This window comes from Streptomyces venetus, assembly GCF_039540295.1.
GTDB lineage: Bacteria > Actinomycetota > Actinomycetes > Streptomycetales > Streptomycetaceae > Streptomyces > Streptomyces venetus.
Genome location: NZ_BAABET010000002.1, coordinates 161,553 through 186,194, shown reverse-complemented (window position 1 = coordinate 186,194; position 24,642 = coordinate 161,553). Strand labels below are relative to the sequence as shown.

The 24,642-nt window shown below is 72.2% G+C and carries 23 protein-coding genes; 9 read left to right on the top strand and 14 right to left on the bottom strand.

What is annotated here, in order from left to right:
• Positions 1–63: 63 nt before the first annotated feature.
• Complete coding sequence (locus ABEA82_RS05725; RefSeq protein WP_345660276.1) at positions 64–849, bottom strand: protein phosphatase 2C domain-containing protein; 786 nt, start codon at positions 847–849, stop codon at positions 64–66.
• 368 nt (positions 850–1,217) lie between these two features.
• Here ABEA82_RS05725 and ABEA82_RS05720 point away from each other — a divergent pair, with 368 nt between their 5' ends.
• Genes ABEA82_RS05720 through ABEA82_RS05700 form a run of 5 tightly spaced genes read left to right on the top strand, consistent with a single transcriptional unit; the run spans position 1,218 to position 7,244 of the window.
• Complete coding sequence (locus ABEA82_RS05720) at positions 1,218–4,397, top strand: nitrate- and nitrite sensing domain-containing protein (RefSeq protein ID WP_345660275.1); 3,180 nt, start codon at positions 1,218–1,220, stop codon at positions 4,395–4,397.
• Positions 4,394–4,921 (top strand): roadblock/LC7 domain-containing protein, encoded by a 528-nt coding sequence (locus ABEA82_RS05715; RefSeq protein ID WP_345660274.1) that lies wholly within the window; start codon positions 4,394–4,396, stop codon positions 4,919–4,921. The genes ABEA82_RS05720 and ABEA82_RS05715 overlap by 4 nt, the downstream gene beginning before the upstream one ends.
• A complete protein-coding gene (locus ABEA82_RS05710) occupies positions 4,918–5,340 on the top strand; it encodes a DUF742 domain-containing protein (protein ID WP_215118556.1) in 423 nt (140 codons plus the stop codon). The genes ABEA82_RS05715 and ABEA82_RS05710 overlap by 4 nt, the downstream gene beginning before the upstream one ends.
• Complete coding sequence (locus tag ABEA82_RS05705) at positions 5,321–5,968, top strand: GTP-binding protein (RefSeq protein ID WP_345660273.1); 648 nt, start codon at positions 5,321–5,323, stop codon at positions 5,966–5,968. Before ABEA82_RS05710 ends, ABEA82_RS05705 begins: the two co-directional genes overlap by 20 nt.
• Before the next feature lie 13 nt (positions 5,969–5,981).
• Positions 5,982–7,244, top strand: a complete 1,263-nt coding sequence (locus ABEA82_RS05700; RefSeq protein ID WP_345660272.1) for a styrene monooxygenase/indole monooxygenase family protein — start codon at positions 5,982–5,984, stop codon at positions 7,242–7,244.
• Here ABEA82_RS05700 and ABEA82_RS05695 read toward each other — a convergent pair.
• From ABEA82_RS05695 to ABEA82_RS05680, 4 genes are all read right to left on the bottom strand, one after another.
• Entirely contained in the window at positions 7,208–8,440 is a 1,233-nt protein-coding gene (locus tag ABEA82_RS05695; RefSeq protein WP_345660271.1) for a C40 family peptidase, read from the bottom strand. The two genes, ABEA82_RS05700 and ABEA82_RS05695, sit on opposite strands and share 37 nt — an antisense overlap.
• 106 nt (positions 8,441–8,546) lie before the next feature.
• The gene (locus ABEA82_RS05690; protein WP_345660270.1) at positions 8,547–8,846 is read right to left on the bottom strand and encodes a hypothetical protein; all 300 of its coding nucleotides are present in this window, start codon (positions 8,844–8,846) and stop codon (positions 8,547–8,549) included.
• Between the two features lie 10 nt (positions 8,847–8,856).
• Complete coding sequence (locus tag ABEA82_RS05685; RefSeq protein WP_345660269.1) at positions 8,857–9,510, bottom strand: TetR/AcrR family transcriptional regulator; 654 nt, start codon at positions 9,508–9,510, stop codon at positions 8,857–8,859.
• Between the two features lie 458 nt (positions 9,511–9,968).
• Positions 9,969–10,907: an AurF N-oxygenase family protein gene (locus ABEA82_RS05680; RefSeq protein ID WP_345660268.1), complete on the bottom strand. Its 939-nt coding sequence runs from the start codon at positions 10,905–10,907 to the stop codon at positions 9,969–9,971.
• A 123-nt stretch (positions 10,908–11,030) separates the two neighbouring features.
• On the opposite strand from ABEA82_RS05680, the gene ABEA82_RS05675 reads away from it, so the two are divergent.
• Entirely contained in the window at positions 11,031–12,137 is a 1,107-nt protein-coding gene (locus tag ABEA82_RS05675; protein ID WP_345660267.1) for a ferritin-like domain-containing protein, read from the top strand.
• A gap of 94 nt (positions 12,138–12,231) precedes the next feature.
• Here the strand turns inward: ABEA82_RS05675 and ABEA82_RS05670 are convergent, their stop codons facing one another.
• From ABEA82_RS05670 to ABEA82_RS05650, 5 genes are all read right to left on the bottom strand, one after another.
• Positions 12,232–13,707, bottom strand: coding sequence for a penicillin-binding transpeptidase domain-containing protein (locus tag ABEA82_RS05670; RefSeq protein ID WP_345660266.1), 1,476 nt, complete (start codon positions 13,705–13,707; stop codon positions 12,232–12,234).
• Positions 13,704–15,068, bottom strand: coding sequence for an FtsW/RodA/SpoVE family cell cycle protein (locus ABEA82_RS05665; protein ID WP_345660265.1), 1,365 nt, complete (start codon positions 15,066–15,068; stop codon positions 13,704–13,706). The genes ABEA82_RS05670 and ABEA82_RS05665 overlap by 4 nt, the downstream gene beginning before the upstream one ends.
• 153 nt (positions 15,069–15,221) lie before the next feature.
• Positions 15,222–16,475 carry an ATP-binding protein gene (locus ABEA82_RS05660; RefSeq protein WP_345660264.1) on the bottom strand — a complete coding sequence of 418 codons (1,254 nt, stop codon included), beginning with the start codon at positions 16,473–16,475 and terminating at the stop codon, positions 15,222–15,224.
• A complete protein-coding gene (locus ABEA82_RS05655; RefSeq protein ID WP_345660263.1) occupies positions 16,472–17,236 on the bottom strand; it encodes a hypothetical protein in 765 nt (254 codons plus the stop codon). The genes ABEA82_RS05660 and ABEA82_RS05655 overlap by 4 nt, the downstream gene beginning before the upstream one ends.
• A gap of 131 nt (positions 17,237–17,367) precedes the next feature.
• Positions 17,368–17,871 carry a protein-tyrosine phosphatase family protein gene (locus ABEA82_RS05650; RefSeq protein WP_345660262.1) on the bottom strand — a complete coding sequence of 168 codons (504 nt, stop codon included), beginning with the start codon at positions 17,869–17,871 and terminating at the stop codon, positions 17,368–17,370.
• A 99-nt stretch (positions 17,872–17,970) separates the two neighbouring features.
• On the opposite strand from ABEA82_RS05650, the gene ABEA82_RS05645 reads away from it, so the two are divergent.
• Complete coding sequence (locus ABEA82_RS05645) at positions 17,971–18,774, top strand: nuclease-related domain-containing protein (protein ID WP_345660261.1); 804 nt, start codon at positions 17,971–17,973, stop codon at positions 18,772–18,774.
• A 53-nt stretch (positions 18,775–18,827) separates the two neighbouring features.
• Here the strand turns inward: ABEA82_RS05645 and ligD are convergent, their stop codons facing one another.
• Positions 18,828–19,709: a non-homologous end-joining DNA ligase gene (gene ligD / locus ABEA82_RS05640; RefSeq protein ID WP_345660260.1), complete on the bottom strand. Its 882-nt coding sequence runs from the start codon at positions 19,707–19,709 to the stop codon at positions 18,828–18,830.
• Between the two features lie 63 nt (positions 19,710–19,772).
• Between ligD and ku the strand changes: the two genes are divergently transcribed.
• Complete coding sequence (gene ku, locus ABEA82_RS05635) at positions 19,773–20,822, top strand: non-homologous end joining protein Ku (RefSeq protein WP_486389416.1); 1,050 nt, start codon at positions 19,773–19,775, stop codon at positions 20,820–20,822.
• Between the two features lie 194 nt (positions 20,823–21,016).
• Here the strand turns inward: ku and ABEA82_RS05630 are convergent, their stop codons facing one another.
• The 3 genes from ABEA82_RS05630 to ABEA82_RS05620 all read right to left on the bottom strand — a co-directional run bounded on the left by ABEA82_RS05630 (position 21,017) and on the right by ABEA82_RS05620 (position 23,408).
• Positions 21,017–21,505, bottom strand: coding sequence for an Asp23/Gls24 family envelope stress response protein (locus tag ABEA82_RS05630; protein ID WP_345660258.1), 489 nt, complete (start codon positions 21,503–21,505; stop codon positions 21,017–21,019).
• A 342-nt stretch (positions 21,506–21,847) separates the two neighbouring features.
• A complete protein-coding gene (locus tag ABEA82_RS05625) occupies positions 21,848–22,993 on the bottom strand; it encodes an RNA polymerase sigma factor (protein WP_345660257.1) in 1,146 nt (381 codons plus the stop codon).
• On the bottom strand, positions 22,986–23,408 hold the full coding sequence (locus ABEA82_RS05620; protein ID WP_345660256.1) for a YciI family protein: 423 nt from the start codon (positions 23,406–23,408) through the stop codon (positions 22,986–22,988). Before ABEA82_RS05620 ends, ABEA82_RS05625 begins: the two co-directional genes overlap by 8 nt.
• Before the next feature lie 249 nt (positions 23,409–23,657).
• On the opposite strand from ABEA82_RS05620, the gene ABEA82_RS05615 reads away from it, so the two are divergent.
• Positions 23,658–24,614 carry a GlxA family transcriptional regulator gene (locus tag ABEA82_RS05615; RefSeq protein ID WP_345660255.1) on the top strand — a complete coding sequence of 319 codons (957 nt, stop codon included), beginning with the start codon at positions 23,658–23,660 and terminating at the stop codon, positions 24,612–24,614.
• The last annotated feature ends 28 nt before the right edge of the window (positions 24,615–24,642 follow it).

Below are 24,642 nucleotides of genomic sequence, written 5' to 3'. Positions count from 1 at the left end.
CGGCGGGAAGTCGAGCGGCGGGAAGCCGACCGGCGGGAAGCCGGGTGGCGGGAAGTCGGGTGGCTAGAACTCGACGAACACCGCCGTCGCGTCGTCGTGGGTCTTGCTGCGGCCCAGGAAGGTCCGCGCGGTGTCCGCCCGTTCCAGCGCCCGGACGCGGTCCACCAGTGCCCGCGGTCCCTCCTTGCGGACGAGGTGGAAGCAGGCCGTCCAGTCGCCCTCCCGGAAGCGCTCCACCCAGCGCGCGGCGCCGTCCGTCAGGGCGGCCAGGGCGCGGACCTCGTGGCGCGGGAGGGTTCCGGTCACCGCGCGCCGGGACACCGACGGGTCGGCCGCCGCCGTGAAGAAGCCGCCCTCCTTGTTGCGGACCGTGGAGTCCACCAGCGCGTCCGTGGCCAGAGCGGAGCGGGGCAGCAGGGACAGCCGGTCGTCCAGCAGGGGCGTCACCACGCCGTCCGGGGACTCCACGAGCAGAACGGAGTCCGACAGCACCAGGTACTCCACCGTCTCGGGGGACCAGCGGGCCACCACCACCGTGGCCTGAGGCGTGCGGGGGTGAGAAAGGTCACAGGTTGAGGCATGTGCCTCGGCGGTACGCGCGATGGCACGGGACAAGGCGTCGACCAGAGGAACATCCGGGAGTGAAACGGTCAGTTCGGTCAAGGCTCCGCCGAGGCGCGCCGTGAACCAGGGGACGGAATGCAGACAGCCCGTCCCGTCCTTCGGTGGCGTGACACCGTCCAGGACGACGACCGAACCGCCCTGTCCGGAGGCCGGTAGTCCGACGCTTGCGAAGTCCTCGTTGGGGCGGTCCGCGTCTCCGGGCCGCGAGGCGAGTTCAGTGCGCATCCAGCCAGTCTGCACGAGCCCTTCACAAGGTCCGCAAAAGGCTGGCAATAGTCGCAGGATCGGTGCGGCAATGCAGGTCAGGCGCCCTGTTTGGGATGGAATGCTTTGTTCCGGGAAGCCGTGGCGGCGAATATTGCCACCGCCTGCCTCCGGCGTCCAACCGGCCTGCCGCACAAGGCTCCTGCAAGGGCCAGCGGAACTTGCCCCTCAACTCTCCTCCGAGGTTCACTCCTTCGGGTGGCGGGTCAGGTGATGCGCGTGCGCTGCCCACCGACGCTGGGAGGGTCGGGAAGTGTACCTGGAGTACGCGCCAGTTGACGGAGCGTCATCCGGGCCCATGAGTTCACGAGTCAGGAATGCGAGCACCGGTGCAGAAGACGCGGCCTCGTCGCACAGACAAGCAGACGGCCCCCGTTCAGGGCGCTGAGGCGACGCCCCCCACCGGCAAGGGCCGCCCCACCCATGTACGCAACCGGCTCATCGTCGCCGTGGCCGTGGTGGCCGCGGCCATCGCCGGTGCGGGGACCCCGTCGGTCGTCGCCGCCTCCGGAGAACTCCACGACTCACAGGAGCTCGTGACGCTCGCGGAGCAGACGCAGGACGCCCTCGCCCTCGCGCACTCCCTCGCCGACGAACGCGACGACGTCACCTCGTACATCGCGGCCGGCCGTCCCAAGTCCAAGGCTCCCTCGGAGCAGCGCAGCGCCCGCGTGGACCGGCAGATCGGGGAACTGCGGTCGGACACCGACACGTCCGCCTCGCTCCGCTCCGACCTGGAAGAGATATCGGCGGTGCGCCGAGCGGCGCTCACCGGAAAGAGCAGCGCCCTCGAAGCGCACCAGGCGTACTCCACCGCCATCACCGAACTCCACCGGCTCGCCGAGCAGCTGGCGCAGCAGACGCCGCCCCGGGCCGGCTCCGGCAGCTACGCCCTCGCCGAGCTGGACTCCGCCGTGCAGCAGGCCGCCGCGGCCCGGGGGCTGCTGCTCGCCGCCCTGAGCGTGCCGCGCAGCACCGGGACGGCCATCGACCCCGTCACCGGCCTGCCGACCGAGACCTCCGCCTCCTCCGGCGCCGACGCCCGCCAGCGCGACGCCCTGAGCGCCGCCGCCCAGCAGGCCCGGCTGCGCTCCGACGCGGCCCTGGCCGACTTCCGCGGCACCGCGCCCAAGCCGGCCCGCGCCTCGTTCGACTCCACGGTCACCGGCACCGAGGTCAACTCCGCCGACAAGTACCTCGCCACCCTCACCGACCAGCCGACCCTGTCCAGTGGCGACCTCTCCACCGACACCAAGAAGCTGGACGCGGCCCTCTCCGCCCGGATCGACCTGATGCGCGGCGTGGAGTCCGCCCTATACGACCGCCGCACCAAGGACCTCGAGGTGCTGCGCGACGACGACGTCACCGCGCTGGAGATCCGCATCGCCGTCCTCGGCGCCCTGATGCTGCTCGCCGTCGGCGTCGCCACGGGCATGGCGCGCAGCCTCACACGTCCCCTCGCGGTCCTGCGCCTGGGCTCCAAGCGCCTCGCCGAGGCGGAGGACCCGGTGGCGGAGGAGCCGGTGAAGTTCACCGGCCGCAACGACGAGTTCGCCCAGGTCGTCCGCTCGGTCAACGCACTGCACGCGCACGCGGCCGGGCTCACCGAGCGGATCACCACGCTGGAGTCCGACCGCAAGCACCTCGTCGGCCAGCGGCAGAAGATGGCCGACGCGCGCGAGGAACTGCGCGGCGAACTCGCCGAGTCCGCCGCCCAGCTGGAGCGGCTGCGCACGGCCATCGGCGGCACCTTCGTCAACCTCGCGCTGCGCACCCTCGGACTCGTCGAGCGGCAACTGGCCGTCATCGAGAGCCTGGAGGAGCGCGAGCAGGACCCGGACCGCCTCTCCACCCTGTTCAAGCTCGACCACTTCGCCACGGTCATGCGCCGGCACAGCGAGAACCTCCTGGTCCTCGCCGGCACCGAGCACGTCCAGCACGCCGCCGGGCCCGTGCCGCTGGTGGACGTGGTCCGCGCCGCGGTCAGCGAGATCGAGCGGTACGAGCGGGTCCGTATCGCCGCGCTGCCGCCGCACGCGCACATCGCCGGGTTCGCCGCGGACGACCTCTCCCACCTGCTGGCCGAACTCCTGGAGAACGCCACCTCGTTCTCCCCGCCCGACCTGCCCGTCGAGATCTCCGGCTGGCTGCTGGAGAACGGCGAGGTCATGCTCTCGGTCCAGGACGAGGGCATCGGCATGACCGAGGACCGGCTGGAGCGGCTGAACGCCCGCTTCGGCGACTTCGACCCGGAGGCGCCCTACGACCAGGAGGGCGAGGACGGTCTCGGCCTCGGCCTGTACGTCGTGGCCCGCCTCGCCCACCGCCACGGTGTGCGGGTGCAGCTGCGCGAGCAGAAGCAGGGTGGTGTCGCGGCGGTCGTCGTCCTGCCCCGCACCCTGCTCGCGGCGGCCACGCCCGCGGCGGTCCCGGCGTCCGGCCCCCTCTCGAGCACGACGCAGAGCTTCTCCCTCCCCGGCGCCGACGCCGAGGCCAACTCCAACGTCCTGTACGGCCGCACGAGCGGCGGTGACCCGCTGGTGGCGCTGGCGGAGAAGGCGGTACAGCGGGAGGAGGCCGCAGGGGCGGCGGGACCCGTCGACTCCGCGGGGAGCGCCGAGTCCGCCGGGCCGGCGGCGTCTGCGGGGTTCGTGGAGGGCGAGGGGCTCGCCGGGACCGTGGGTCTGCCGGGCCCTGCGGGACACGAGGGCTCCGCGGCGACCACCGAGTTCCCCGGGCTCTCGACGCCCGGGGTGGCCGGCGAGCACGGCGAGCCCCGGCAGGCCGCGGACGTGGCGGAGGCCACGGAGGCCGTCGGGCATCCGGAACCCGCGCACGAGGCACGACCGGCGGCACCGGCGGCAGAGCGAACGCCGCACACCGAGGCAGAAACCGGCCCGACCGCCCCGGCGGGACACGGACCGGCCACCCCGGCGGCCCCCGCGGCAGCCGGAGCCCCGGGCGCCCCGCCGGAGACGCCCGCCGAGACCACGATGGAGCTGTTGATCCCGGCGCAGCAGGCCGACTCGCCCGCGGCGCCGCAGGCGGCGACCGAGTCCGAAGCACCGGCCCGGCAGGGCGGGACGGAGTCGGCGTGGCAGGCGCAGCCGCACCCGGCCCACCACGCCCCCGCGGCCGCCGACGGCCGGGCCGCACATGACCACGAAACCCGCACGGGGGGTGCGGGTGGGAACGACCACGCCGAAGGCGAAGCCGAGGCGGAGGCCGACGTCGAACACGAACGCGTCACCGACAAGGGCCTCCCCAAGCGCACTCCGAAGATCACCGCCCCCACCACCGAACCGCGCAAGCGCGGCGGCTCCGTGGACGCCGACGCCCTCCGCCGCCGCCTCGGCGGCTTCCGGCAGGGCGCCCAGGCCGGCTACCGCGAGGTGGAGGCGGAGATCGCCGAGAAGACGGCCTCGCACAAGCGGCCGGCCACCGGCACATCAGGACCAGCTGATTCCGAAGAAGCCACGGGGGGCACAGTCGAGGAGGCAAGCAGTTGACCGCTCCCAGTACCTTCGGACTGATCGGACTGAGCAGTGAGGCCCGCAACCTGCACTGGCTGCTGACCAACCTCGTCGAGGAGGTCCCGGGCATCCTCTCGGTCGCGGTCGTCTCGTCCGACGGACTGCTCCTGCTGTCGTCCGACGACCACCGGAACAAGGAGGCGCGGGAGGCCCTGCAAGCCGGCGGGACCAGGCGGGCCGGCCCACGCGGCTCCGCCGCCGACCTGGCCACCATCGTCTCCGGCATCGGCAGCCTCACCGTCGGCGCCGCCAAGCTGATGGCCTTCGGCGGGGTCAGGCACACGATGATCGCGATGGACGAGGGCAGCCTGTTCGTGATGTCCATCAGCGACGGCTCGCTGCTCGGCGTCCACGGTTCCGCGGACTGCGACATGAGCGTGGTGGCCTACCACATGGCCCTGTTCGTGGGCCGCGCCGGCCACGTTCTGACGCCGGAGCTCCGCAGCGAACTCCGCAAATCCCTGGAGGATTCCCAGACGACGACGGGGAGGGCCCGATGAGCAGTACGCCCAAGCATCATCTCCCGGTCCGCGGGGGTGACCGCAAACCCGCCCGGGTCCGCCCCTACTCGCTCACCGGCGGCCGGACCCGCTTCGGCCACGTCCTCCTGGTGGAGACGTTCGTGGCGAGCACGGCCGCGCTGGAGGCCCCGGAGGAGCGCAAGGAACTGACCAACGGTTCCCTCTCCACCCGCGTGATGCCGGAACTCCAGGCCATCGTCGAACTGTGCCGCCGGATGCGTACGGTGGCCGAGATCGCCGCGCTGCTGAAGATGCCGCTCGGCGTGGTCCGCGTGCTCCTCAGCGACCTCGCCGACCAGGGAAAGATCCGTGTGTACGGAACGGGCACCGGCCATGGCACCGGCCGCCCGGACCGAGCTCTGCTGGAAAGGGTGCTGAGTGGACTCCGTCGTCTCTGACGCCGCTCACGGCGTCACTGGTACATCCCCGTCCGTCCAGCCCGACGAGAGCATGCACGCCTGGCAGACGGACCGCACCCGCGCTCCCATCGCCACGAAGATCGTGGTGGCGGGCGGTTTCGGCGTGGGCAAGACCACGTTGGTCAGCGCCGTCTCGGAGATCACGCCTCTGCAGACCGAGGCGCTGATGACCGAGGCGAGCGAGGCCACCGACGACCTCACCGCCACGCCGGGCAAGTCCACCACCACCGTGGCCATGGACTTCGGGCGCATCACGCTCGACGACGACCTGGTGCTCTACCTGTTCGGCACGCCGGGCCAGCAGCGGTTCTGGTTCATGTGGGACGACATCGTGCGCGGCGCGATCGGCGCCGTCGTCATGGCCGACACGCGCCGTCTGAAGGACAGCTTCCCGGTACTGGACTACTTCGAGAGTTCCGGGCTGCCGTACGTCGTCGCGGTCAACCATTTCGACGGCAGCGAGATGTTCGAGGCGGAGGACGTACGGGAGGCGCTGACCATCCCGCGACACATACCTGTCATGATCATGGACGCGCGTCGCCGGATCTCCGTGATCGAGGCCCTCCTGGCCCTCGTGGGCCACGCGCTCGACGAAACCCCCGAGTAGAGGAAAGCCCCGCATGCGGAAGATACTCGTCGTCGGAGCCGGTCAGTCCGGGCTCCAGATAGCTCTCGGCCTCCAGTCCCAGGGATACGAGGTCACCCTCATGTCCAACCGGACGGCGGACGAGATCCGCACCGGCCGGGTCATGTCGACGCAGTGCATGTTCCACACGGCCCTGCAGCACGAGCGCGATCTCCAGCTCAACTTCTGGGAGTCCCAGGCCCCGAAGATCGAAGGACTCGGCGTCTCGGTCGCCGCACCCGGCTCCTGGGCCGAAGGCCCCGCGGCACGTGCGATCGACTGGCTGGGCCGGCTGGACGGGTACGCGCAGTCCATCGACCAGCGGGTGAAGATGGCCGGCTGGATGGAGACGTTCGCGCAGCGCGGCGGGCAGCTCGTCATCCACGGCGCGGCCGTCGGCGACCTCGACTACTTCTCCCGCACCTACGACCTGGTCCTCGTCTCGGCCGGCAAGGGCGAGCTGGTCCAGATGTTCGGCCGCGACGCCGAGCGCTCCCCTTACAGCGAGCCGCAGCGCGCGCTGGCCGTGTCGTACGTCCACGGTCTCGGCCCGCGCCCCGAGCACCCGGACACCGAGGCGGTCCGCTGCAACCTGGTGCCGGGCGTCGGCGAGCTGTTCGTCATGCCGTGCCTGACCACCTCCGGCCGTGCCGACATCCTGTTCTGGGAGGGCATACCCGGCGGCCCGCTCGACGCCTTCAACGGCGTCAAGGACCCGGCGGAGCACCTCTCCCTGACCCTGGAACTCATGGAGCGGTACGTCCCCTGGGAGTACGCGCGGGCCACCAAGGTCGAACTGACCGACGCGGGCGGCACCCTGGCCGGCCGCTACGCCCCCACCGTCCGCAACCCGATCGGCCGCCTCCCCAGCGGCGGTCTCGTGCTGGGCGTGGCGGACGTCGTCGTGGCGAACGACCCGATCACCGGGCAGGGCTCCAACTCGGCCTCCAAGTGCGCCGCCGCGTACCTCTCCTCGATCGTCGAGCACGGCGACAAGCCGTTCGACGAGGAGTGGATGCGGGCCACCTTCGACCGCTACTGGAACACCGCCCAGCACGTCACCAAGTGGACCAACGCGATGCTCGCGCCGCCGCCGGAGCACATCCTGAACCTCATCGGCGCCGCGGGTGAGCTCCAGCCGGTCGCCGACCGGTTCGCCAACGGCTTCGACAACCCGGCCGACTTCGAGAACTTCTTCTACGACCCGGCGAAGACGCAGGCCTACCTGGCCGAGGTGTCCGGCGCGGGCGCCGCGTAGCCCCAGCCCCCCGCGTATCCCTCGTCCGACCCGTCCGTGGCGCCCTCGGGGAGCTCCGGCGGCTCGAACCGCCGCAGGGGCTTCCCGTCCGGGTCGGGGCGCACCGCGCCCAGGACCGGGTTGGCCGCGATTGGTGACACCTTCACCGTCGCACCCGGCCGGGGCGCCTGTACGACCATGCCGTTGCCGAGGTACAGCGCCACGTGCGTGGCCTCCGGGAAGTACACGACCAGGTCTCCCGGACGCAGGTCGGTCAGCGGGATCCGTTGCAGTTGTTTCCACTGCTCCTGGCTGGTCCGGGGGACGGGCGTCCCGGCGTCCGCCCAGGCCTGCGAGGTCAGCCCCGAGCAGTCGTACGACTTCGGACCCTCCGCGCCCCACTCGTACGGCTTGCCGATCTGCCGCACGGCGTAGCGCAGGGCCCGGCCGCCCCCGACCGTCGGGGGGCGCGCGCCGCTGAGCGCGCCGGACGCCATGAACTCCTCCTGCGCCTTCCTGATCCCGTTCCTCTCGAACGCGGCGAGCGCGAGGAGCTGGTCCCGGTTGAGGGAGGCCAGCAGTTCCTCGACGTCCCGCAGGCGGGCGTGGACCGCGTCCCGTTCCTTCTTCCGCCGTTCGGTGAGGGCGAGCTGCTGGTCGAGGGCCGTGCGGGCCTTGCGGGCCAGGTCGTGGGCCTTGTACTCGTCGACGGTCAGCCGGCCGACGGTGTCCGCCCGCTCCTGCGCGAGCCGGCCGATCACATGCCCCTGGTCGATCGCGCGCTGGGGGTCGCGGGCCAGGAGCAGCCGTAGGTACGGGGAGAGGTCGGTGCTGCCCTGGTACTGCTGCCGGGCCAGCCGGCCGGCCGCTCGGCGGCTGTCGTGCAGGGAGAGCCGGGCGCGGGCGAGGGCGCGGTCCAGGCGGTCGGTCTCGGCGCGCTGCTTCTTCAGCCTGTCCTCGGTGGTGTTGTAGGCCTCGGTGGCCTTCTCCGCCTCGCGGTAGACCTTCTGAAGGTCTGTCAGGAGGCGGGCGACGGAGGCCGGGTCCGGTGCCACGGCGACGGGCGCCGGGTCCGGTGCTAGGGCGACGGCGGCCGTGTCTGGGCCGGGGCCGGGGCTGGGCTCGGGAAGAGCTGTGGCGGGTACGGGTGCGAGGGCGGCTCCGGCTGCCGTCGCCGCGATGCAGGCCAGAGCCAGACGTGTGCGTTTTCCTGACATCCCATCACCTCCGATGTGGGGGTGGCCCTTTGCCACCGGACATCGTGAGGATCAGGGGTGTGCGAGCGGTGCGCGCGCCGAGTGTGCGCGGTTCGGCGCAACGAGGTCACCCGTCGGCGTCGTCCGGCTTGCCGGGCGGCGTGGCGTCTGGCTTCGACCAGGGCCAGTTCAGTCGCCGGGGCGGGACGCCCTCGGGGGCGTACTCGTACTTCCAGCGCTGGGTCATGCGGACCCTGCCCTCCTCCCGGGGCACGCGGCGGTAGACCAGCACGGTCGGCGGGCCGCCGTCGGGGTCCGGGACGGGGATGCGGTACGTCTTCGGCGGGTGGCCGGTGACGCCGAGCAGGACGGGCAGGACCCTGCCGTCCATGGGGCCGCCCTCGAAGGGGGTGTCTTCGCTCTTCACGGGACCAGTGTCAGACATCCTCGGCGAGGGCCCGGACCAGGGCGTCGGTCTGCGGGTCGCGGCGGGCGGTCACGCTCAGCATGGCCACGAACTGCTCGACCAGCCAGTCGCGCAGGTCGGCGGCAGGCGGCTCCTTGTCCTCGTCGAGCCAGATGAGCGACGAGGCCTCTACGGCGGTGATCCACATCCGGACGGTCATGCGCAGGCGGGGGCCGGGCTCGGTGACGTCGAGGTGCTGGAAGATGTGCTCGGCGGCGGCGCGGCGTACGCCGTCGACGGTGGCGGTGGTGCGTGATGTCTCGACGACGCTGCCACCCTGGAGGAGGGCGCTGAAGCCGGCGTCGTGCTCGTCGACGAAGGTGAGGTAGCGGTCGAGGGCGCGGGAGAGGCGGGGGAGGCGCGGGCCCTCGCGGGGTTCGTCGAAGCAGTGCCGCAGTTCGTCGGCGGCGGACCTGAGGGCGGCCTCGTACAGCTGCTGTTTGCCGCCCGGGAAGTACCGGTACACCAACGGCCGCGACACCCCGGCCGCCTCCGCCACGTCGTCCAGGGACACGTCTTCCGGCGCCCGGTGCGCGAAGAGCGACAGCGCGGCGTTGAGCAGCTGACTACGACGCTCCTCGACGCTGAGGCGCCGGTAGGCGGGGGTGGGGGCGGTGGGGGTCATGTCCGGCAGCGTAACCGGCCGCCGACCGCCTGGGGCCGGGGGTGGGTCGGGGCCGCGCCGGGGGGTGTCCGTCCTCGGAACGGCGCGACCAGGTCACCTACCGGCTGACTGGCGTCACACGCGCCGCCCACTGCGGGCGAACACCCCCCGACACGGCCCCTCGCGCGCGTCGGCGGCTGCGGGCGCATCCGCCCCAGCTGCGGGCATGCGTGCCGCTAGGGGCGGCACGGGCGGGCGCAGCGGCACCTCGCTCCGCCGAGTTGCGCAACGCCCCGCCCCGGGCACCGACGCCGAGCACCTCGCACCGGTGCTGCGGGCAGTCGTGCCGCTGGGGCGATGGGGGAGGGTGGGCGCGGCGGCACCTCGCAGCGCCGGGTTGCGCAACCCCCCGGCCCCAGCACCGACGCCGAGCACCCTGAACGGGACAGCACAGGACCCCGGCCGAGCCCGACGCAGTCCTACCCCAGCAACCCGGACGACTTCCACAACCGCCGCCCCACCCCCCTCAGCACCCCGATGTCGTCCAGGAAGTCCGTCAACCGCTTCGACCCCGTCTGCATCACCTCACGCCGATGCCCACTCGCCCGCACCTGCGCGAGAGCCTCCCGCCTGTCCAGCCCCACGTTCGTGTACACCTCGGGGTTCACGAACGCCACCGAGAAGACCCGGGCGAACTCCCCGGAGGTGATCCGCGTGAACTCCTGGGACCACTTGGGTGCCGTCACCATCTGGCGGCGCAGTTCCTCACGGGCGTAGCGCACGTGGCGGGCCTCCTCCACGACGTGGATGCGGGTGACGCCGCGGATGAGCGTCTGGACCCGCTCGTCGGGGAACGTCAGGCGCTGCATCCAGTCCAGCACCTCCTCCCCGAGCAGCGTGGCCGTGAAGGACCCCGGGGTGGTCGAGATCGTCTTGAAGAGGCGGCCGAGGTGCTGGTGCACCCGGCTCACCGGGTACCACGGCGTACCGCCGTGGGAGATCAGCCGGGCGAACATCTTGGAGTGCCGGCACTCGTCCTCGATCTCGGTCAGCGCGTAGCGCACGTGCGCGCTCGTCGCCGCCTTGTCGTAGATGTGACGGACCAGCAGCTGCATGAGGATGATCTCGAACCAGATGCCGAGCGAGGCCAGCGCCGCCGCCTCGTGCTGGGAGAGCAGGATCCGCTGTTCCTCGCTCATGCGTTTCCAGAGCGGAGTGTCGTAGAGGGACACCAGCTCCGGCGGCCAGAACCACTTGCCCTCCTCGAAGGGCGCGTCCCAGTCCAGCTCCTCGTCCGGGTCGAAGGAATGCTTGGCGGAGGAGTCGAGCAGCCGCTGGGCCACCTGCTCCCGGTCCTTGAGCAGGCCCAGGGCATCGCGCAGGCCGTCGAGCGCGTCGGCTTCCGTCAGGGTCGTCATGGCTGCCCACCTCGTTGTGCACACGTCACCGTCCCTCCTTATGAGACTGCCTGTCAGCAAGCTCGTCAATCCCTCGCGCGCTACTTGTTGACTCGGCGTCTACCACGTGTGAATCTGCGGGACATGCCGACCTTCGAGCTGTACTCCAAGGATCCGGAAGAGCCCGTATGGCAGGTGCCGGCGACCGGCGCGGCCCGTTTCAACTGGGAGTACGACGACGGCCGTGACCGCCTCCTGGCCCTCTACCAGAAGGGCAAGGACAAGCAATGGGACGGCCAGAAGCGGATCGACTGGGAGCTGGAGGTCGATCCGTACGATCCGCTGGGGACCCCGGACGAGGCCATGTCGCTCTACGGCACCCGGCACTGGGCGAAGATGACGGAGCGGGACAAGGGCGAACTGCGCCGGCACTACGCCTCCTGGCAGTTCAGCCAGTTCCTGCACGGTGAGCAGGGCGCGATGATCTGCGCCGCCCGGATCGTGGAGTCGGTCCCCGACCTGGACGCCAAGTTCTACTCGGCGACCCAGACGATGGACGAGGCCCGGCACGCCGAGATCTACGGCCGTTTCCTGCACGAGAAGATCGGGCTGCTGTACCCGATCAACGACAACCTCCAGGCCCTGCTCGGTGACACGCTGCGCGACTCGCGCTGGGACATGCCGTACCTCGGGATGCAGGTGCTGATCGAGGGGCTGGCCCTTGCCGCCTTCGGGATGATCCGGGACACGACCGACAAGCCGCTGCCGAAGCAGATCCTCGCCTACGTCATGCAGGACGAGGCCCGGCACGTGGCCTTCGGGCGGATGGCGCTCAGGGACTACTACCGGCAGCTCACCGACGCCGAGCTGCGTGAGCGCGAGGAGTTCGTGATCGAGGGCTGCTATCTGATGCGCGACCGGCTGCGCGGGGTCGAGGTGCTGGAGAACTTCGGTATCCCCAGGGCCGAGGCCGAGGCGTACAGCGAGCAGTCCGAGTTCCTCGCCCTCTTCCGCAAGCTCCTCTTCAGCCGCATCGTGCCCTGCGTCAAGGACATCGGCCTGTGGGGGAAACGGCTCCAGCAGGCCTACGTCGACATGGGCGTCCTGGAGATGGGCGACTCCGACCTGGACCTGCTGATGTCCGAGGACGAGGAGATCGCCGAGCGGCTCGATGCCGAGCGCTTCGCGGTCGAGGAGCGGGAGCGGGTCGCGGAGGTGCAGGGGGCCATCGAGGCCGGTCAACGGGGCTAGACGGAGCAGCCCAGCCCTTCCGGCACCTCGCCGGGCAGCGGTGTCGCCCCCTGGGGCGGGAACGACGTGCGGGCGAGCATCTCCCAGGCCCGTCTCAGGGACCGGGCAGCCGGCTCCCGGACTTCAGTACCGCCTCCATCACCGCCCGCGCGACCGGCGCCGCGTCGCCTCCGCTGATGCGCCCACGATCCGCCTTCGCGTCCTCCAGCACCACCGCGACCGCGACCCGCGAAGCCGCTTCGTGGTCACCCTGCGCCCAGGAGACGAACCAGGCGTACGGCGTGCCGGAGTTGCCGAGGCCGTGCTGGGCCGTGCCGGTCTTGCCGCCGACCTTGGCGCCGCGGATCGCCGCGACGCGTCCCGTGCCGTGCCTGACCACGTCGCGCATCAGTGCGCGCAGCCGGAGGGCGGTCGAGGGGGACATCGCGCGGCGGGCCGGGCGCGAACCGGCCGTCGCGAGGGTGCTGCCGCCGGGCCGGGTCGTCCGCTCCACCAGATACGGCTCGTGCACCTCACCGCGGTTCGCGACGGCGGCCGCGACCATCGCCATCTGCAACGGTGTGGCGCGCGTGTTGTACTGGCCGATCGACGACAGCGCGAGCTGTGCCTGGTCGAGCGACGATTCGAAGGTGGACCGGGCCACCGGGAAAGGGATCGTCAGGTCGTCGTGGTTGAAGCCGAAGGCGTGTGCCGTGGCCGCCATGTCCGCCGCGCCCACCTCCACGCCGAGCTTCGCGAACACCGTGTTGCAGGAGAACGTGAAGGCCTCCCGGACCGTCGCGTCCCTGCAGTGCCTGGATTCGTTCGACAGGCGGGTCCGCGTCCCGGGCAGGACGTAGGGGTCCGGGGAGTCGGTCGGCACGTCCAGGTTTCTGACCACGCCGGCGTCGAGCGCGGCCGCCGCGGTGACGACCTTGAAGGTCGAGCCCGGTGGGTACGTCCGGCGTACCGCCCGGTTGAGCATCGGGCGGTCCCGGTCGGCGTTCAGCTGCTGCCACGCCCTGGACGCCGCGGCTCCGTTGCCGGACAGCGGCTGGGGGTCGTAGGACGGGGCGGAGACCAGGGCCAGGATCCGGCCGGTCGACGGATCCAGTGCCGCCACCGCGCCCTTGCGCCCGGCGAGCCCCTGGTACGCCGCCCGTTGCGCGGCCGGGTCCAGGGTCGTCACGACGTCACCGCCCCGGTACCGCGCCCGCGTGAAGTCGTTCCACAGCGGGAACGACGCCAGCAACGGGTGCGTGCCGGACAGCACGTCGTCCTCGGCGTCCTCCAGCAGCGTCGTCCCGTAGAGCTGGGAGGCGAAGCCGGTGACCGGGGCGTACAGCGGGCCGTCGGCGTAGGTCCGTTCGTAGCGGAGGTGCTCGCGGGTGTCCTTCGAGCCGGTGACGGGCCGGCCGCCGACCAGGATGTCGCCGCGCGGCTGCTCGTAACGGGCGATGTCCGGGCGCCGGTTGGCGGGGTTGCCGTCGTACGCCGGGGCCTGGACGACCTGGATGCGGGCGGCGTTGAGCAGCAGGGCCACCAGCAGCAGGGCGCAGAAGATCCGGGCGCGCCGGATGTGCCGCGTCACGGGGCGCCCGGCCCGTCGTGCTGACGCCGGGCCGAGTCGCTCACCCGGACCAGCAGCGCCACGATCGCCCAGTTGGTGACCACCGACGAGCCGCCCTGCGCCAGGAACGGCATCGCCATGCCGGTCAGCGGGATCAGGCCGGTCACCCCGCCCGCGATCACGAACACCTGGAGCGCCACGAGCGAGGCGAGGCCGACCGCCAGCAGCCGTCCGAAGGGTTCGCGCAGGGCGAGGCCGGCCCGGTAGCCGCACTCCACCAGCAGACCGTAGAGGAGGAAGATCGCGGACAGCCCCGCGAGGCCCAGTTCCTCACCCGCGGTGGCCAGGATGAAGTCCGACTTCACGGCGAAGCCGATGAGGACCGAGTGGCCGAGGCCCAGGCCCGTACCGAGGACACCGCCCTCCGCGAAGGCGAACAGCGACTGGGTGAGCTGGTTCGCGCCCTCGCCCGCCTCGATGGACGCGAAGGGGTGCAGCCACGTCTCGATCCTGCTGTGCACGTGCGGCTCCAGCCGGCCCACGGCGACCGCCCCCAGCGCGGCCAGCAGCAGACCGACGGCGATCCAGCCGGTGCGGCCGGTCGCCACGTAGAGCAGGACGACGAACAGGCCGAAGAAGAGCAGCGACGTGCCGAGGTCGTGTTCCAGGGCCAGGACGCCGACGCTCACCAGCCAGACGGCGACGATCGGGCCGAGGACCCGCCCGGTGGGCAACTGGAGCTTCCAGAAGCGGCGGCCGGTGTAGGCGAGGGCGCTGCGGTTCGCGGCCAGGTACGCGGCGAAGAACACGGCGAGCAGCACCTTCGCGAACTCGCCCGGCTGGATGGAGAACCCGGCGATCCGGATCCAGATGCGGGCGCCGTTCACCGCCGGGAACAGGATCGGCAGGGTGAGCAGCACGAGCGCGGCGACCACACAGACGTAGGTGTAGCGCTGGAGCACCCGGTGGTCGCGCAGCAGCAGGACGACCAGGATGAACAGCGCCACGCCCAGCGTCGACCAGACCAGTTGGGCCGGTGCCGCCCGGTCGCCCGGGGTCTCCAGGTCGAGCCGGTAGATGAGCACCAGACCGAGCCCGTTGAGCAGCACGCCGATGGGCAGGAGCAGCGGGTCGGCGTACGGCGCCCGCAGGCGTACGGCCAGATGCGCCAGCAGCGCGAGCACGCCGAGCCCGGCGCCGTAGCCGGCGGCACCGGGCGGGAGGGTGCCGTGCTGTGCGAGGCCGACGGCGCAGTAGCCGTACACGGACAGCAGTACGCCGAGGACGATGAGGGCGAGTTCGACGCCACGGCGCCGGGGGAGGCGGCGGAGGGCGGGTGCGGGCGCGTCCGCCGTCGCCACGGTGATTCCGGCCTTACTCATGTCCGGAATCTACCTAAATGGTGCGTGTTGTGTGCCTCGATCTGACCGAGTGTCAGCACCGGTGCACAGGGAGCGCCCCTGAAGGGGCGTGGGGCATCGCGCGAACCACCACGGGTAACCCGAGGGCGGACGGCGACCAGCGGCCCCGGGCTCTCACTCCATCGGCACTCTCAACGTCGCCACCGCCCCGCCGTCCGCCGCGTTCGCGAACTCCAGCCGTGCCCCCAGCACCTCCGCCTGCCCCAACGCGATGGTCAGCCCCAGTCCGTGTCCCTTGGCGCCCCCCTCCGTCCGGAACCGCTGCGGCCCGTGTGCCACCAGGTACTCTGGGAAACCGTCCCCGTGATCGCGCACGGTCACCACCGGCCCGTCCACCGTCAGCACGACCGGCCCCCGCCCGTGCTTGTGCGCGTTCGCCACGAGATTCCCCAGCACCCGCTCCAGCCGGCGCCGGTCCGTCTCCACGGACACATCCCGTACGACCCTGACCTCCGTGCCCTTGCCCGTGCCCCGCACCACCCGCGCGGCCAGGGGCCCCAACCGCTCGGTGTCCAGCTCCAGCCTCTCCCGGCCGGTGTCCAGCCGGGAGATCTCCAGCAGGTCCTCGGTGAGCGTGCGCAGTGCCGCGACCCGGTCCCGCACGAGTTCCGTCGGGCGGCCCGGCGGCAGCAGCTCGGCCGCCGCGTGCAAGCCGGTCAGCGGGGTCCGCAGCTCGTGCGCCACGTCCGCCGTGAACCGCTGCTCGGAGAGCAGCTTGCTCTGCAACGACGACGCCATCGAGTCCAGCGCCGCGGCCACCGCGGCCACCTCGTCCTGCGGGCGCGCCGGAACCTCCGCGCGCGGCTGCGTACGGGGGTCGTTCACGCGTGCGTCCAGGTCACCCGCGCTGATCCGCCGGGCCACCAGCGCCGTGGTGTGCAGCCGTCGCGTCACCCGGGTCACCGCGAACGCGCCGACCAGCAGCGTCGCCCCGATCGCCAGGCCCGAGGACCACAGGATCGCCCGGTCCAGGCCCTCGATGGTGCGCGCCTGCTGGGAGTAGTCGACCGCCACCGCCAGGGCCCGGTCGCCGTCGGCGGGGCCTGCCGCCCACATGGTGGGGCGCCCCGCGAAGTCGGCGACCATCGTGCCGCGGTCCCCGGAGACCGCCAGATCCCGCAGCCGCCGCGGCAGGCCCGGGGGATCCAGGCCCGCACCCCACCTGAGCGGATCCCCGGCCTCGTACCGCTCCGTCGTCATCGCCAGCCGCTGCAACGCCTGGTCACGCGCCTGGCCGACGGTCTGGTCCGTCACCTGCACGTGCACCAGGACGCCGAGCAGGGCGGCCAGCGCGCAGCACATCACGGTGATGAAGGCGGCGGCCTTCGCGGCGAGCGTCCCGGACCACCGGGGGAGGGCGGGTCTCATCCGGCACTCGCCGAGGGAGAGGCGGACGGAGAGGCGGAGGACGAGGCGGAGGACGAGGCGGAGGGGTGGCGGGAGTGTTTCCGCGAGCCGGTGCGCAGCATCTCGTCGTGGGTGAGGAGCATGGCCCGCTCCTCCCGGTCCCAGGTCCACTGCAAGCGGTACTCGTAGCCGGCGACCTCGGACGGCGAGCGGATGACGAGGGAACGACCGGCCAGCTCGACGCCGCTCAGCGCGTCCTCCCACGCCATGACCTGCATGAGCCGGTGCTTCTCGACCGTGTAGACGCGCACCGCGGTGGTCTTGCCGGGCAGCAGCGGGAAGCCCAGCGTCAGGTCGTCGCGCCCGTCGCCGGTCAGGTCCCGGTAGTACGGCCTGAGGACCGGGCACCGGCCGTGTCCGGGCCCCTTACGGCAGTCGGCCATCCGGCGGGCCGTGTCGCGGTAGGGCGCCTTGTCACCGTCGTAGTCGCCCGCGTGCGCCGCGATCTCGGCCCGGACGATCCTGACCGGGTCGACCTTCCGGATGTCGTCGTCGTGGGGGACGGTGACGCCCTTGACCGGCTCGGTGTTCACCTCGCCGATCTCGAAGGCGGGACTGGACGCCGGGGTCAGCTCCGGCCAGAGCCGCGCCGGGCCGACCGCCGTCGGGGTCGCGCCGGCACCCTCGAGCTCGCCGGCGTCCCCGCAGCCGGCGGCGGTGGCCAGCAGGAGGGCGAGGACGGCGGCGCGGCGGGCGGCTCTTCCGGGACGGCGGGCGGGCACTGGACTCCTGCGGTTCGAGGGGGATCACGCGACTCGGACCGACCGTCGGCCCCGTTCACCTTATTCGGGCGGAATTCCCGTTTGCGCGCGAGGGAGCCCGTTCTCGCACGCGAGAGAGCCCGTTCGCCGCGCTACTCGGTCAGCTCCTCCAGCAGCCGGGCCGTGGCGAGCCCCGCCCGCAGATAGTCGACGAACAGGTCGTTGTGCAGCGCCCAGGGCGAGCGGCGGTCCCGGATCAGCCGGATCGCCGCGTCGGCGGAGCGTCCCTGGCGCATCAGCGCGTGCGCGACGACCAGGCCGGAGCGGTTGTACCCGTGGTAACAGCGCACGAGGACCCTGCGGCCCTGGTCCAGAGCCTCGCAGGCGGCCTCGGCCAGCCGGATCACCCCGGCGAGCTGCGTCCCGTCGAGCGGTCCGTCGGGAATGGGCCAGACGTGGTGCGCGACGCCCGGATCGGGCCCGTGCCCCGGCAGCCGCAGCAGCGTCTGCACGAGATCGAACTCGTCCCGTACGACCGCGAACTGCAGCCGGCCCACGGTGGCCGCGTACTCGTGGCCGCCCATCCACAGCCCGGGGACGACCTCGCTCCACGGGCTCTGAGGAGCCGGCACATCGGGTTTCCTGCGGGTACGCAACGGCGCCTCCCCACCATCACCGCCCAACTCCTTCCAAAGGTAGCCGGGTTCTTGCCCCCGCAGCACCCCGCCTGTTCCCATGGACTGGGGTGATGGTGCATGGACGGACTGCGCGTCATACCGACCTGGCGGCAGGGCCAGGAGCGGCTGTACGTCTGCCTCCCGGACGGCCGGAACATCGCCTGGTACGACCGTGAGGCGGCCCGGGTCAACCTGCTCGGCCAGGACCATGAGGACGAGGTGCTCCGGGCCCTCGGGCCCTTCATCACCGGCCCGGTGACGGTGGGGCCGCCCCCGGTGCCGACCCCGGCCGAACTCGCCCGGCTGGCCCTGCACCCCGACGACGACCTGGCCCCCAACCGCCCCGGCGAGGCCCTCCTCGTCGCCCTCGACCGCGATCCCGGCCCCACCCGCAGGCTGCGCCCCGACCCGCGCCGCCGGGCCCTGGCGGCCGAGCAGACGGTCGGGGACGCCCTGGACCGCCTGGACGGTGGCGGCTGGCACGCCCTGCACTCCGTGCCGCTTCCCGGCGGCAGCCGCATCCACCACCTGCTGATCGGCCCCGGCGGCTTGTTCGCCCTGCACACGCTGTACGCGCGCAAGCAGCGCGTGACGGTCACCGACCCCACGGTCACCCTGGGCCGCCGGGAACCCGACCCCCTGCTCAGCCGCCTCCGCGCCGACGCCGACCGTGCCTCCTACGCCCTGACGGCGGAGGTCCGCCCGGTGCTCACCCTGGTGGAACCGGCCTCCGTCACGATCCCGGCCGCACCGCGCGAGGTCCGCGTCCTGACCGACGGGGACGTCCCGGGCCTGGCCGGTCACGGCGGTGTCCTGAAACCGGCGGATGTGGAGGCGCTGCACGCGATGGCACGGGACCGGAACACCTGGACGCGGGTGTGAGGACGGGCGGCCACGGGCGCTGACCGGGATCCACGCCCCCAGGGGCGCGGGGGCTACGGGAGGCGCCCGGCCCGTTCCGGATTCAGCAGCGGGGCGAGCAGGTCCCCGTAGTCCTGCACCCGGGGCGCGATGTCCGTGGCCCGCAGGTCCAGACGGCCGGGCGAGCGGCACTCCTCGACCTCCTCCCAGGTCACGGGGGCCGAGACGGCTGGTTCGGGGCGGGCCCGGAGGGTGTAGGGGGTCGCCGTGGTCTTCCGCGCGGCGTTCTGGCTCCAGTCGACGAACACCTTCCCCGGCCGCAGGCTCCGGGTCATCCGGTGCAGCGCGAGCCGGGGCATGGCCTTCTCCGCCTCGACGGCCAGCGCCTTGGCGTACTCGGACACCCGCTCGGAGGACGCCCCGCGCACGGCGGCGAGCAGATGCAGCCCCTTCGAGCCGGAGGTCTTGGCGTAGGCCTCGATGCCGTCCTCCGCCAGCCGTTCCCGCAGCCACAGCGCCACCTCACAGCACTGCACGATGCCGGCGGGCGCCCCCGGATCGAGGTCGAAGACGATCCGGTCGGCCTCGTCCGGCGTGCCGACGAGCCACTGGTGGGTGTGGAACTCGGTCACCAGGTTCGCCGCCCACATCAGGCTCGGCAGGTCCTGCAACAGCACCATCCGCGAGGGTCCCTCGACCCGGGGCACCTCGGCGGTGGTGACCCACTCGGGCGTACCCGGCGGGACGTTCTTCGTGAAGAACACCTGGCCGTCCGGCCCGTCCGGATACCGCAGGAAGGACACCGCCCGGTCCCGCAGATGGGGCAGCAGGACCTCGGCGACGGTCGCGTAGTAGTGCAGCACCTCGCCCTTGGTGAAGCCGGTGGCGGGATACAGCACCTTCTCCAGATTGCTGAGCGCGAGCCGTCGCCCCTCCACCTCTGTGATAGGCGCCATACGATAAGAATCCCACGCAAACCATGACGAACGCTCCCGACAGTGACCGGAAGGGTGCTGCACGTGAGATCCATCTGGAACGGCGCCATCTCCTTCGGTTTGGTCAGCATTCCGATCAAGCTGGTGAACGCCACCGAGAGCCACTCGATCTCGTTCCGCCAGATCCACACCGAGGACGGCGGCCGCATCCGCTACCGCAAGTTCTGCGAGCTGGAGGACCGCGAGGTCACCCAGGGGGAGATCGGCAAGGGCTACGAGGACGCGGACGGCACGATCATCCCGATCACCGAGGACGACCTGTCCAGCCTGCCGATCCCGACGGCCAAGACGATCGAGATCGTCGCCTTCGTCCCGGCCGACCGGATCGATCCGTTGCAGATGGACGCCGCGTACTACCTCCAGGCGAGCGGCGCCCCCGCCGCGAAGCCGTACACCCTGCTCCGGGAGGCGCTGAAGCGCAGCAACAAGGTGGCGATCGCGAAGTTCGCCCTGCGGGGGCGCGAACGTCTGGGCATGCTCCGGGTGGTGGGTGACGCCATCGCCATGCACGGCCTGCTGTGGCCGGACGAGGTCCGCGCCCCCGAGGGCCTGGCCCCCGACACCGACGTGACCGTCCGCGACAAGGAACTGGACCTGGCGGACGCCCTGATGGACACCCTGGGCGAGGTCGACCTGGAGGACCTGCACGACGAGTACCGCGAGGCGGTGGAGGAGGTCATCGCCGCGAAGGCAGCCGGCGAGGCCCCGCCCCAGGCCCCGGCGCCCGCGACGGGCGGCAAGGTCCTGGACCTGATGGCGGCCCTGGAGAACAGCGTCCGCGCGGCACGCGAGTCCCGGGGCGAGGAGGCCGGCGAACACGCCGAGGTCAAGTCGCTCCCGGAGCGCAAGACGGCCCGTGCGGCCCCCAAGCAGACCGGCGGCAAGAAGTCGACGTCCACCGCGAAGAAGACGGCGGCCAAGAAGACCACGGCGGCGGCGAAGAAGTCGACCGCCAAGTCGGGACAGGGTGCGAAGAAAACCGCGTCGAAGAGCACCGCCGCGAAGAGCGGAGCGAAGAGCACGGCGAAGAAGTCGACCGCGAAGAAGACGACGCCCCGCAAGCACTCGGCCTGACCTCGGGCCCGGGCCCGGCGGGCACGGACCCGAGGAGCGTCGCGGCTCGGCTCAGCTCACTGCGCCCGCTCCTCGTCGTCCTCGTCGTCCTACTCGCACCGGCGGGCATGGGCTTGCATTGGCTCGCGGGCGCGCCCATTACCGCCGCGGCCGCCGCCCGCGAACCGGCGTCCCCGCTGCACGCCCCGCAGGGCTCAGGCCACGCGCCGCTGCTCCGGCTCGGACTCGTCCTCCTCGTCCGGCAGATGGACGTCGTCGACGGCGATGTTGACCTCCACGACCTCCAGGCCGGTCATCCGCTCGATCGCGTTGACGACATTGGTGCGGACGTCCGCCGCGGTGTCGGTGATGGCGGCGCCGTACTCGACGACCACGTCCAGGTCGACGGCGGCCTGACGCTCACCGACCTCCACCTTCACCCCCTGCGTGACGCCAGTGCCGCCGCCGGGCACGCGCTGACGCACGGCCCCGAAGGTCCTGGCCATCCCGCCGCCGAGGTTGTGCACCTCGGGTACCTCCCGGGCCGCCATGCCCGCGATCTTCGCCACGACGGTGTCCGCGATCGCGGTGCTTCCGCGGGTGTCCGCGGGCCCGCCCGCGCCACCCCGGCGTCCCTGCGGGGCCCCGTCCTGCTTTCCCGTCGTGGAGGTTGTGGTGCTTCTGCGCTGAGTGGTCTCCGTCATGACCGTCACCTCGTTCCTAACCACCGTAGAACAATGGTACGCAGGGGGTGAAAGTGGTGTAAAAGCGACGAGTCGGCGAGGCCGCGGTGAGGCCGCCTCCCTGAGGTCACTCTCTTCGCGACGCTCAGGTCCTACCGTTTTCACCGCCGCCCTCTGGAGTGGCTGCTGGGCACGGCGAAGAAGCCCGCGGAGCTGGTCCGCTGACCGGCCTGCGAGGAGCAGGGGAGGCCTCTGACCGGCTTGTGAGGGGCAGGGTAGGCCTCTGACCGGCCTGACCGAGGCACGGAAGGCCTCACCGCGGTCCATGTCGAGCGTGCCCGGTCAGCGGTCGAGCGTGCCCGGTCAGCGACAGCGGCGGGAATTGAGCCGGGCGGCCTGGCGCGTCAGATGGTCACGCTCGGCGAGGTTGGTGGCCTTCCGGGCGGCCTCGGCGTAGAGCCGCGCCGCCGTGGTCAGGTCACCGTCGCGCTCGTGGAGGTACGCCGCCGCCGCGGTGTGGCGGGGCAGTGCGGTGTCTACGGCCGCGAGCGCCGCCAGCCCCGCGCGCGACCCGTCGGCCTCACCGACGGCGACCGCGCGGTTGAGCCGGACGACCGGGCTGTCCGTCAGCCGCGCGAGCTCGTCGTACCACTCGACGATCTGCACCCAGTCCGTCTCCCCGGCCGTGGGCGCGTCGGCATGCAGTGCCGCGATGGCTGCCTGGGCCTGGAACTCGCCCAGCCGGTCCCGGGCGAGAGCCGCCTGCAGAATCCCGACGCCCTCGGCGATCGACGCGGTGTCCCACCGGCCGCGGTCCTGCTCGGCCAGCGGCACCAGACCGCCGTCGGGCGCGGTCCGGGCGGCGCGCCGGGCGTGGTGGAGCAGCATGAGGGCGAGCAGCCCGGCCACCTCGGGGTGGTCGATCCGGTCCGCGAGCTGCCGGGTCAGCCGGATGGCCTCGGCGGCGAGGTCGACGTCGCCGGAGTAGCCCTCGTTGAAGACCAGGTAGAGGACGCGCAGCACGGTGGCGACGTCGCCGGGCTGCTCGAACCGCACACCGGAGACGGTGCGCTTGGCCCGGCTGATGCGCTGCGCCATGGTCGCCTCGGGCACCAGGTAGGCCTCGGCGATCTGGCGGGTGGTGAGTCCGCCGACCGCGCGCAGGGTGAGGGCGACGGCGGAGGACGGGGTGAGCGAGGGATGGGCGCACAGGAAGTAGAGCTGGAGGGTGTCGTCCACGGCGGGTGTGGGGCCGGGCGCCGGTTCCTCCTCGACCCGGTCCTCACGGCGGCGCCGTGCGCTGTCCGCGCGGGTCTGGTCGAGGAACTTCCGCCAGGCCACGGTGATCAGCCAGCCCTTCGCGTCGCGGGGCGGGTCGGCCGGCCAGACCCGGACCGCCTCCACGAGCGCGTCCTGGACGGCGTCCTCGGCCGCCGCGAAGTCTGCTCCGCGGCGGACGAGGACGGTCAGCACGCTCGGCGTGAGGCTTCTGAGCAGCGCCTCATCCACCGGCGTGGCAGTCCGTGACGGTGGGCGACGGGGCGAGGAACGGACGCAGCTCCAGCCACTCGTGGATCGGCTTCCCGCCCGCCCCGGGCGCGGCCGACAGCTCCCCGGCCAGCTCGACGGCACGCTCGTAGCTGTCGACGTCGATCACCATCCAGCCGGCGACGAGGTCCTTGGTCTCGGCGAACGGCCCGTCGGTGACCGGCGGGCGCCCGTCACCGTCGTAGCGCACCCACGTCCCCTCGGGGGCGAGCGCCTGCCCGTCGACGTACTCCCCGGTCTTCTCCAGCCGGTCCGCGAAGTCCCGCATGTACTGCATGTGCGTGGAGATCTCCTCCGGCGTCCACTGGTCCATCGGCACGTCGTTCACCGCGGCCGGTGCGCCACGGTAGTGCTTCAGCAGCAGGTACTTGGCCATGATGCCTCTCCTCAGTGCTGGTGCGACTCATTCTGGCCGCTCTCACCCCGGGGACGGAGCGGGCCGCGGGTTCTCGACATCACCACCGAAAAAAAGTTGGGCGGGTTGTGCTCGGCCCGCGCACGGGGCGTGTCTGCACGGGCCGTCTCTACTCGGGGCGTCTCTACTCGGTTCGTCTCTGCACGGGGCGTGTCTGAAGGGGCCGTCTCCGGGGGCGTCTCTGAGTCACGCCCCACGTAGCCTCTCCCTGTGCCAGCCTCCCGCCTGCATCGCGTCGCCGTCCTCGTGCTCGAAGGTGCGAAGCCGCTCGATGTCGGCATTCCCGCGCAGGTCTTCACGACCCGCGCGAGCATGCCGTACGAGGTGCGGGTGTGCGGGGCGACACCCGGTCTCGTGACCGGCGGCGACGGCCTCGCCTACTACGTCGCCCACGGCCTCGACGCTCTCGCGTGGGCCGACATCGTCTTCGTCCCCGGGTACCGGTTCCCGGACCGCGACGACCCGCCGCAGGCCGTCGTCGAGGCACTGATCGCCGCCCACGACCGGGGCGCACGGCTCGCCGCCATCTCCACGGGCGCCTTCGCGCTCGCCGCCACGGGCCTGCTCGACGGCAGGCGCGCCACGACGCACTGGCACTACACGCGTGCCCTCGTGGCCAGGCATCCGCTCGTCCAGGTCGACGAGAACGTGCTGTTCGTCGACGAGGGCAGCGTGCTCACCTCGGCCGGCGCCGCCTCCGGCATCGACCTGTGCCTGCACATCCTGCGCGGCGACCTCGGAGTCGCCGCGTCCAACCACGCGGCCCGGCGTCTGGTCGCCGCCCCTTACCGCAGCGGCGGCCAGGCCCAGTACGTGCCGCGCAGCGTCCCCGAGCCGCTCGGCGAGCGGTTCGCCGCCACCCGCGAGTGGGCGCTGCACCGGCTCGGCGAGCCCCTCACCCTCGACACACTGGCGCGGCGGGCGGGGGTCTCGCCGCGCACGTTCTCCCGCCGCTTCGTCGAGGAGACCGGCTACACGCCGATGCAGTGGGTGATGCGCGCCCGCATCGACCTGGCCCGCGAACTGCTGGAACGCTCGCAGCGCAGCGTCGAACAGATCGCCACCGACGTCGGGCTCGGCACCGGCGCGAACCTGCGCCTGCACTTCCAGCGCATCCTCGGCACCACCCCGAGCGAGTACCGGCGCACCTTCACCCGGGGCGAGTGACCCGCGCGGCAGGGCATGGGCGGCGTTG

What these genes read in the sequence shown, in the direction of transcription:
- ABEA82_RS05680 (WP_345660268.1), bottom strand. Translation starts at nt 10,907, where the DNA reads ATGACGACCCTGACGGAAGCCGACGCGCTCGACGGCCTGCGCGATGCC.
- ABEA82_RS05710 (WP_215118556.1), top strand. Translation starts at nt 4,918, where the DNA reads ATGAGCAGTACGCCCAAGCATCATCTCCCGGTCCGCGGGGGTGACCGC.
- ABEA82_RS05725 (WP_345660276.1), bottom strand. Translation starts at nt 849, where the DNA reads ATGCGCACTGAACTCGCCTCGCGGCCCGGAGACGCGGACCGCCCCAAC.
- ABEA82_RS05665 (WP_345660265.1), bottom strand. Translation starts at nt 15,068, where the DNA reads ATGAGTAAGGCCGGAATCACCGTGGCGACGGCGGACGCGCCCGCACCC.
- ligD (WP_345660260.1), bottom strand. Translation starts at nt 19,709, where the DNA reads ATGGCGCCTATCACAGAGGTGGAGGGGCGACGGCTCGCGCTCAGCAAT.
- ABEA82_RS05645 (WP_345660261.1), top strand. Translation starts at nt 17,971, where the DNA reads ATGGACGGACTGCGCGTCATACCGACCTGGCGGCAGGGCCAGGAGCGG.
- ABEA82_RS05620 (WP_345660256.1), bottom strand. Translation starts at nt 23,408, where the DNA reads ATGGCCAAGTACCTGCTGCTGAAGCACTACCGTGGCGCACCGGCCGCG.
- ABEA82_RS05700 (WP_345660272.1), top strand. Translation starts at nt 5,982, where the DNA reads ATGCGGAAGATACTCGTCGTCGGAGCCGGTCAGTCCGGGCTCCAGATA.
- ABEA82_RS05675 (WP_345660267.1), top strand. Translation starts at nt 11,031, where the DNA reads ATGCCGACCTTCGAGCTGTACTCCAAGGATCCGGAAGAGCCCGTATGG.
- ABEA82_RS05695 (WP_345660271.1), bottom strand. Translation starts at nt 8,440, where the DNA reads ATGTCAGGAAAACGCACACGTCTGGCTCTGGCCTGCATCGCGGCGACG.
- ABEA82_RS05660 (WP_345660264.1), bottom strand. Translation starts at nt 16,475, where the DNA reads ATGAGACCCGCCCTCCCCCGGTGGTCCGGGACGCTCGCCGCGAAGGCC.
- ABEA82_RS05630 (WP_345660258.1), bottom strand. Translation starts at nt 21,505, where the DNA reads ATGACGGAGACCACTCAGCGCAGAAGCACCACAACCTCCACGACGGGA.
- ABEA82_RS05685 (WP_345660269.1), bottom strand. Translation starts at nt 9,510, where the DNA reads ATGACCCCCACCGCCCCCACCCCCGCCTACCGGCGCCTCAGCGTCGAG.